Origin of the sequence: Halorubrum sp. Atlit-26R (assembly GCF_003666015.1) — an archaeon.
In the GTDB taxonomy this organism is placed as follows: domain Archaea; phylum Halobacteriota; class Halobacteria; order Halobacteriales; family Haloferacaceae; genus Halorubrum.
Genome location: NZ_QPLT01000405.1, coordinates 1 through 508, shown reverse-complemented (window position 1 = coordinate 508; position 508 = coordinate 1). Strand labels below are relative to the sequence as shown.

The following is a 508-nucleotide window of genomic DNA, read 5'->3' as shown; positions in this document are numbered from 1 at the left end:
GGGTGTACGACACGGTCCGAAGCCTGTCGGACCGCGGCCTCGTCGAACTCCGCGAGTCGCGCCCGATGAAAATCGTCGCCGTCGACCCCGACGACGCCTTCGCGAACGTCAAGACCTCGCTGGAGGAACTCATCGAGGAACTGGAGGCGCGCTACACCGCCCCCGCCCGCGACACCGAGGCCGTCTCGCTCGTCAAGTCGCGGTCGACCATCCTCCGCTACATCGAGGAGATTATCGAGGCCGCGGAGTACGAACTCGTGCTCTCGTTGACGCCCGACCTGCTCCGTCGCTTCCGCGACGACCTCGCGGCGGCCATCGACAGCGGCGTCAGCATCGACCTGCTCGTGACGCCCGCCTCCCGCGCGCCCGACCCCGAGGAGTTCAACTACCTCGACGTGGCGACCATCGCCCGCGCCCGCCGCGGCATCACCTCGCCCGTCCTCGCGGTCGCTGACGGCGAGTACTCCATCTACGCGACCCAGGACGCCCTCCGCGACGACCGCGACCG

1 protein-coding gene is annotated in these 508 nt (G+C 69.5%); it reads left to right on the top strand.

Features of this window, described 5'->3' with window-relative positions; translation table 11 throughout:
* Positions 1-508: TrmB family transcriptional regulator (locus DVK07_RS21180; protein WP_147441321.1), on the top strand; the 508-nt coding region annotated here is incomplete at both ends.